At 56.8% G+C, this 6,768-nt stretch carries 6 protein-coding genes; 5 read left to right on the forward strand and 1 reads right to left on the reverse strand.

Annotated features, from left to right (window positions below):
* Window positions 1-3: 3 nt before the first annotated feature.
* Window positions 4-531, forward strand: a complete 528-nt coding sequence (locus tag JNB91_RS27670) for a DUF4142 domain-containing protein (protein ID WP_220328674.1) — start codon at window positions 4-6, stop codon at window positions 529-531.
* A 412-nt stretch (window positions 532-943) separates the two neighbouring features.
* Here JNB91_RS27670 and JNB91_RS27675 read toward each other — a convergent pair whose 3' ends face one another.
* Entirely contained in the window at window positions 944-2,944 is a 2,001-nt protein-coding gene (locus JNB91_RS27675; RefSeq protein WP_223218422.1) for a hybrid sensor histidine kinase/response regulator, read from the reverse strand.
* Between the two features lie 358 nt (window positions 2,945-3,302).
* On the opposite strand from JNB91_RS27675, the gene JNB91_RS27680 reads away from it, so the two are divergent.
* The 4 genes from JNB91_RS27680 to istA all read left to right on the forward strand — a co-directional run.
* Window positions 3,303-4,988: a sensor histidine kinase gene (locus JNB91_RS27680; RefSeq protein ID WP_220328675.1), complete on the forward strand. Its 1,686-nt coding sequence runs from the start codon at window positions 3,303-3,305 to the stop codon at window positions 4,986-4,988.
* Window positions 4,981-5,337, forward strand: coding sequence for a response regulator transcription factor (locus JNB91_RS27685; RefSeq protein WP_220328676.1), 357 nt, complete (start codon window positions 4,981-4,983; stop codon window positions 5,335-5,337). Before JNB91_RS27680 ends, JNB91_RS27685 begins: the two co-directional genes overlap by 8 nt.
* A 135-nt stretch (window positions 5,338-5,472) precedes the next feature.
* Window positions 5,473-5,802, forward strand: coding sequence for an ArsR/SmtB family transcription factor (locus tag JNB91_RS27690; protein ID WP_220328677.1), 330 nt, complete (start codon window positions 5,473-5,475; stop codon window positions 5,800-5,802).
* A 248-nt stretch (window positions 5,803-6,050) separates the two neighbouring features.
* Window positions 6,051-6,768: IS21 family transposase (gene istA / locus JNB91_RS27695; RefSeq protein WP_223218423.1), on the forward strand; the 718-nt coding region annotated here is incomplete at its 3' end.

Genomic DNA, 6,768 nt, shown 5'->3' on the forward strand with positions numbered 1-6,768 from the left:
CTCATGAAAAAGATCCTACTCGCCTCCGCCTTCATCCTGACGGCCACCGGTGCCTTCGCCCAGTCCGCCACGGAATCAAGCGGTGTGAACTCTGCGCTCGGCGTAGCGCCGAAGACTGAAGACTTCATCCTGCAGGCGTCTGCCAGCGACATGTTTGAGATCGAATCCAGCAAGCTCGCGCTTCAGAAGGGTGACGAACCCACCAAGGCTTTCGCTCAGCAGATGATCACTGAGCACGAGAAGACCTCCTCCGAGCTCAAAGCCCTTCTGGCGGGCGGCAAGGTTCAGGGCAACGCGGTCACGGCCTTGACGGAAGACCACAAGGAAGAAGTAGACGAGCTCGCCAAGTTGGACGGGGCTGAATTTAACGAGGAATATATCGACGATCAGGTCGAAGCCCACGAAGATGCCGTCGATCTCTTCAAGCGCTATGCAGAAGAAGGCGAGAACGCCGAGTTGAAGGCTTGGGCTGCGAAGACGCTGCCTGCACTGGAACATCACTACAAGATGGCCCAGGATCTCGATAAGTAAGCAAGCGACATGGCTCCGGTCAATTCGCGGCTGAACAATGGCCGTGTTGAAGAGAGTGGCGAAACTATGGAACGGAACCTGGTGTTTCGTATTAATTGCTTTGTTACTCGACGCTCGTGACCACGGATGTAATGGCACCGGTGAAAAGGCGACAACGAGGAAGGTCGGTGCGAACTCGTCCGGCCTTTTTTCGTTGCCTGCAATAATCGGCGGCATGGTCGAGACGTTGTGTGAACTGTCTGTAGGACTCTTGGAGCCAAACAGGTTTAAAAAGGCTGCGTCATCGCAACACGTCAAATCGAGCCCGATGCCGTCAATACCTCGTCGGTCGATAGACTTACACGCGCCATGAGGGTCGTGGGCTGTGAGCATCTGTCGCTGTATAAACTGGCTCAGTTGCAGAAAAGGGTAGTCAGGCTTGAAGGGCTGCTCGTGTCACCGCGTCCGAAAGCTCTGACTGCAGGAATGGTTTATCCAGTTTGATGAATTGCCGCGCGCCATGACTTGGCAACTCGGCATAGCCGGTCGCGAGGATGACAGGTGTCTCTGGTTTCAGTTTTTCGACGGCCTCGACGAGCTGAAGGCCAGTCATTCCCGGCATGGCATGATCGGTCACGATGAGATCGATCGCCTCTTGCGCGAGGATCTGCAGGGCTTGTTTGCCGGAGGTTGCCTCCACGACGATGTGACCCAAGTCCTCCAGCATCGCCGCTGTGTTCATCAAAACGAGTGCATCGTCATCAACGGCCAGAACCTTCAGCGATTTTTGGTGCAGGCTCTCAGTTGTGAGAACCGGCTGAGACTGCGAGGTCATCTCTTCGTCCTGGTAGGCCACAGGAAGCCACAACTCGACTGCTGTGCCTGTACCTAGTTGACTGCGCAGGACGAGGCGGCCGCCAGACTGGGCGGCAAGACCATCCACCATGGGAAGGCCGAGGCCCGTTCCCTTTCCAACACCCTTCGTCGTAAAAAACGGCTCGGTTACTCTGGCAAGGGTAGCTTCATCCATGCCTTCTCCCTCATCCTCGACGGTCAGGCAGACGTAGTTGCCTGGAGTTAGATCTTGACCTTCAGGCGTGCACACCTCCGCCGGCCGCGCGGAAATCCGGATAGCGCCACCCGCCGGCATCGCGTCTCGCGCATTGGCGATGAGGTTCAAAAGCGCCGTTTCCAATTGTCCAGGATCGGTCAGTGCGTGCGGAAGGGCGCGTGGAATGCTGGTTTCGATCCGGATGTTGGCCGGGATCAACTGGTTGAGCAGTTCCTGCATGCTGTAGATCGAAGCGGCAAGATCAACAGGTTGTTGTTGTAGATCCTGGCGGCGAGCGAATGCCAGCATTCGCTGTGTCAGAGACGCACCCCTCTTTGCGCCTTCGACGGCGTTTTCCAGAAGTGCCTTGGCACGCACGTCCTCCTGCGGCAGGCGTTTACGCAAAAGTTCCAAACTACCGAGGACTGCGGACAAGAGGTTGTTGAAATCATGAGCGGCCCCACCTGTGAACTGACCGACCGCTTCCATCTTCTGAGCTTGCCGTAGCTTGGCCTCGGCCTCTCGTTTTTCTGTGATATCGCGGGTGATCTTTGCGAAGCCGACGAACTCTCCCGCATCATAGATAGCGTCGACGACGACACTGGCAAAAAAGCGCGTTCCGTCTTTCCGGACGCGCCAGCCTTCGCTTTCAAATCGTCCCTCCTTGCGTGCAGATTTCAAGGCGAATTGCGGGCGTCCATTTGCCAGATCCTCGGCGGTATAGAAGGTTGAGAAGTTCTTTCCGATAATCTCCTCGGCGTTGTACCCTTTTATCCGCTCAGCACCGGCATTCCAGCTTTGAACATTTCCATCCGGATCCAGCCTATAAATCGCATAGTCAGAGACGCTGTCGATCAAGAGTGCGAGATTGCTCTCAGTATCCTGAAGTCGCTGTAGCGTGTTTTGAAGTTGGGCCGTTCGTTCCTGAACCCGTTGTTCAAGCTCGTTGTTGAGGGTCTGAAGTGAATTCTCGGCAGCCTTGCGGGCGCTAACATCGCGCGTGAGTGCGAGCTGGCCTATGCGGCCGTCATCGAGTTCAATCGGGACGGCGTGGGTTTCCATGTGCCGTCTGGTGCCATCGAGACTGATTATATCGAATTCCCAACCGAGCCGCTCGCCTGAGCAAACGCGATCGTGGTGCTTCAACCAATCGTCCCGATGATCTTCGGCTATAAGATCGAAAGTACAGGCGCCAGCGACACGATCCCAACTGTCCGAGCCAATCATAGACAGGCCTGCGGCGTTCATATGCAGCAAGTCACCGTTGGGAGCGACGACCTTGATGCATTCGGGGGTCGTCTCGATGATCGCCTGAAGGAATGCGTCCGAGCCAGACCTGCTATCAAACGAAAATGCCTGCGCCAACCCTCTGAGTAAATCCATCCCAACCCTTTCCTCTCGCCCTATAGGACTCGGCCGCGATATATAAGGCTCTCTGTATGAACAGCAATGCTTGCGGCCCCTAGGAGCCATCCTCGCGAAGTCCACTGTCGTGTTGGTCCGATAGCGTACGGTACTCAACAACCAGTATGTTTTGTCACGGAAGGCGTTCAGTCCTGACAACATCCGGCTCCTTTTGTCCGAGATGGCCGCTAATCGGCGACGTAAGGATAAGTTGCGCGTCTCAAAATTGACGTGGCGCGGCAGCTCCAGCTTGTCTTCTTCGCGCTCTGCATCACAGTTCTCGCAATAGCGCCTTAGAAATTCGCGTGCTATTTGTCCCGCGAACGGGGGGATCACGATGAGGCTGAAGCTCATTGCGGTAGCAGCGGCAGCGCTTGTGCCAGTGGTTACTATGCTCGGCTACAACGAAATCGTAATGCGCCAGCAGCGTAACGATGAGGTCCGCGCCCTGGCCGCTCAGGCCGCCCGCCAAGCGTCATCAGAAGTGGAGCGCATCGTCGAGGGGCTGCGGTCTCTTCTCGTGGCAATTACCTCGATGCCGGCCGTGCGGCATCTTGATACAGCGGCGTGCAACGAAGCGCTCGCGTCTCTTGCTACGAACGTTCCCAATATCCGGACAATCTTCGTCCTTCGCCCGGACGGAAGCGCCGTCTGTGGTAGCACGCCGATGCCAGCAGGGGCATCCTTTGCCGATCGTGACTACTTCCGACACGCGGTCGCGAGTAAAGGCTTTGTTGTCGGCGGGTACACGAAAAGCAGGATTTCCGATGCCGCTGTCTTGCCTCTGGCGATGCCGCTTCTGGATGGCGACACTGTTACAGCCGTCGTGGTCAGCGGGATCCGATTGGATTGGCTGCAGAATCGCATCACAGAACGCGGTGTTCCGCACGGAAATGCCGTGACAATCGCAGACGGATCAGGAACGATCGTGGCGCGCGTGCCATTACCCGAGAAGTTTGTAGGGACTGTCATTCCAGATGCGTTCCAGCAGCTGATCCACGCGGATCGACCAGGTGTCATTGAGGTAGAAAGTCAGGATGGCACGCAGCGGGTGCTCGGCTATCGGCCGATCGCACTTCCGTCCAGCCCGCTCTATGTCAGTGCCGGCTTTTCAACGACCGAGGCCTTTGCTCCCATCAATCGAGCGACGATCACTAATGTTCTTGGGATTGTCGGTGGTGCTCTCATATCCCTTTTGCTGGCGCTCTTCATTGGCAGCCGCTTCATTCTGGTCCCGATCTCCCGGATCGCGACCGTCATGGACAAGTGGAAGGCGGGTGATGCCGTAGCTCGCACCGGAATGAGACCGACCGACGAGCTACATGCCGTTGGCGCAGCGCTCGACAACCTCCTCGACGAACTGGATTGCCGACGAATACAGAACGAGAAAGCCGAAGAGGAGCGCATGCTGCTCGTGCGTGAGCTGGCGCATCGGGTGAAAAACGGTTTTGCCCTGGTGCAAGCTATCGCGCGGCAGACCTTCGCCCGCTCCGATCCCAGCCAATACAAGTCTTTTTCCGAACGGCTGACCGCGCTTGCCAGCACCTATGACTTGATCCTCTCGAAAGAGAGCTCAGCTGCGCAAATCCGTAAGGTTATCGGATCTGCCCTGCGCGCGCACTCGGCTGACCCCAATCGGATATCCCACGATGGCCCTGATGTTGTGCTGGCTGCAGACCTTGCTCTGCCTCTGTCGCTTATCCTTCACGAGTTGGCCACCAACGCGACTAAGTATGGAAGTCTGAGTGTCGAGGAGGGCAAAGTCACCATTAGCTGGAAAGAAGAAGATGGGCGCGTCGTGCTCCTTTGGCAGGAAAGCGGGGGTCCCGCCGTCGCAACGCCATCCCGACGGGGTTTCGGTAGTGTCCTCATTGAAAGAGCGTTTCCAGCTGCAGCACAAGCTACAAGCGATGCCGAGTTTCATCCTGACGGCCTCATCTTCCGGCTGAGCTTTCGCTTCGCGGAACAAGTCCTCTCCCCCGACGTTCATGGCGGTCGAGATGACGAGGGTGCTCATGCGTAAGTCGGTGCTGATTGTTGAGGACGAGCCGCTCTTAAGAATGCTCGCTGTTGATCTTGTCGAGGAAGCGGGCTTCACTGCGCTCGAGGCGTCAAACGCTGACGAGGCGATTGCCATGCTCGAAACAGACACAAATATCCGGATCTTGCTCACGGATATCGATATGCCCGGCAGCATGGACGGTCTCAGACTTGCGGCCGCGGTGAGAGACCGTTGGCCACCTATCGAAATCATTGTCGTATCCGGCATGAGGAAGCCGGGAGCACATGAGCTTCCCACGCGGGGCGTTTTTTTCTCAAAGCCGTATGATGTCCGAAAGATATCGGCGCAGCTCTTGCTCATGGCGTCGTGATTGGACAGTGCCTCCGGATCGTTCCGTCGAAATTCCCGACGCTGCATTTTGGTCGCGTCGCAGCTCGGTTGAATCTGATTGCGTGCAGCCTGGCTCTAAATTAGAAAAGCCTAAACGTGATTCGGAATTACCTTCATGCGTGAGTTCACCTTCGACCAAGCATCCGCCTCAGCTTTTCTCGACAATCTCGCCAGTCCCGTGCGCCTAGAAATCCTGCGTATGTTGACGGAAGGCGAGAAAGCGGTGACCAAGATCGCCGTCAGCCTGAATATGAGCCAGTCAGCGATTTCACAGCATTTGCGCAAGCTGCGCGATGGTGGAGTGGTTCAGACGCGTCGCGACGCGCAGATGATCTTTTACTCGCTGCCAGAAGAAAGCTCTATCCCGACGTTCCTTGCTGTTTTGGACGAGGCCATGAAATCCTCGGCCGATATGTCGGCGCCCCTGCATCAGGTTGCCGCTTGAGACTATTTTGCGTCGCTGTAGCAGCTCCTCACTACAAGGGGCAACTGTGCGGCCATTGGCGCAATCGCGTTCTTGCAAAATCTCGTACTGGAACGTCCGCATAAGCGCTGCATATGTGTGGTTTTTTCAGTAGGAGTGTTGGTTTCCACGCAGAACTGAGCCGGTTAGGCGCATAATTTCCATTGAGAATTGAGCCATGTGAACCTTCCCCCAACGCGGAGAGCGACGGGGGCAACGGAGTGATCCACATGGGACTTTTAAATATCATTCGTCGGATGGCGCTGCGTGAGAAGCAGTCGATCCGCGAGATCAGCCGGCGAACAGGGCTGTCGCGGAACACGATCGCGAAGTATCTGAACGCTGGTACAATCGAACCAACATTCACCGTACCGGAACGACCGAGCAAGCTTGATCCTTTTGCCGACAAGCTGGCGGCCTGGCTGAAGACAGAGGCCGGGAAGTCGCGCAAACAGCGACGAACACTGAAGCAGGTTCATGCCGACCTGGTGGCTCTTGGCTTTACCGGCTCCTATGGTCGGGTTGCCGCCTTCGCCCGTGATTGGCGAGCGGAACGACAACGTGAGCAGCAGACGACGGGCCGCGGCATATTCGTTCCGCTGTCTTTCCGCCCAGGCGAAGCATTCCAATTCGATTGGAGTGAGGACTATGCGGTCATTGGCGGCGAGCGCACGAAGCTGCAGGTCGCGCATATCAAGCTATCGCACAGTCGCGCGTTTTTGGTCAGGGCGTATCTGCTGCAGACGCACGAGATGCTGTTTGACGCCCATTGGCACGGCTTCCGTGTGTTCGGCGGCGTCCCTGCTCGCGGCATCTACGATAATCTATGGACGCCTCCCGGGCGAGAAGAATATTTGGCGGCAACTCGGCATTGGATGCGTGAATCTATCCGGCCTATCGCTGGAGCGATCACGCTCCTGGCCTTGATGGGAGTCCGCTACCTCTGTC

The sequence above is a fragment of the Aliirhizobium wenxiniae genome (assembly GCF_019511445.1).
Classification (GTDB): domain Bacteria; phylum Pseudomonadota; class Alphaproteobacteria; order Rhizobiales; family Rhizobiaceae; genus Neorhizobium; species Neorhizobium wenxiniae_A.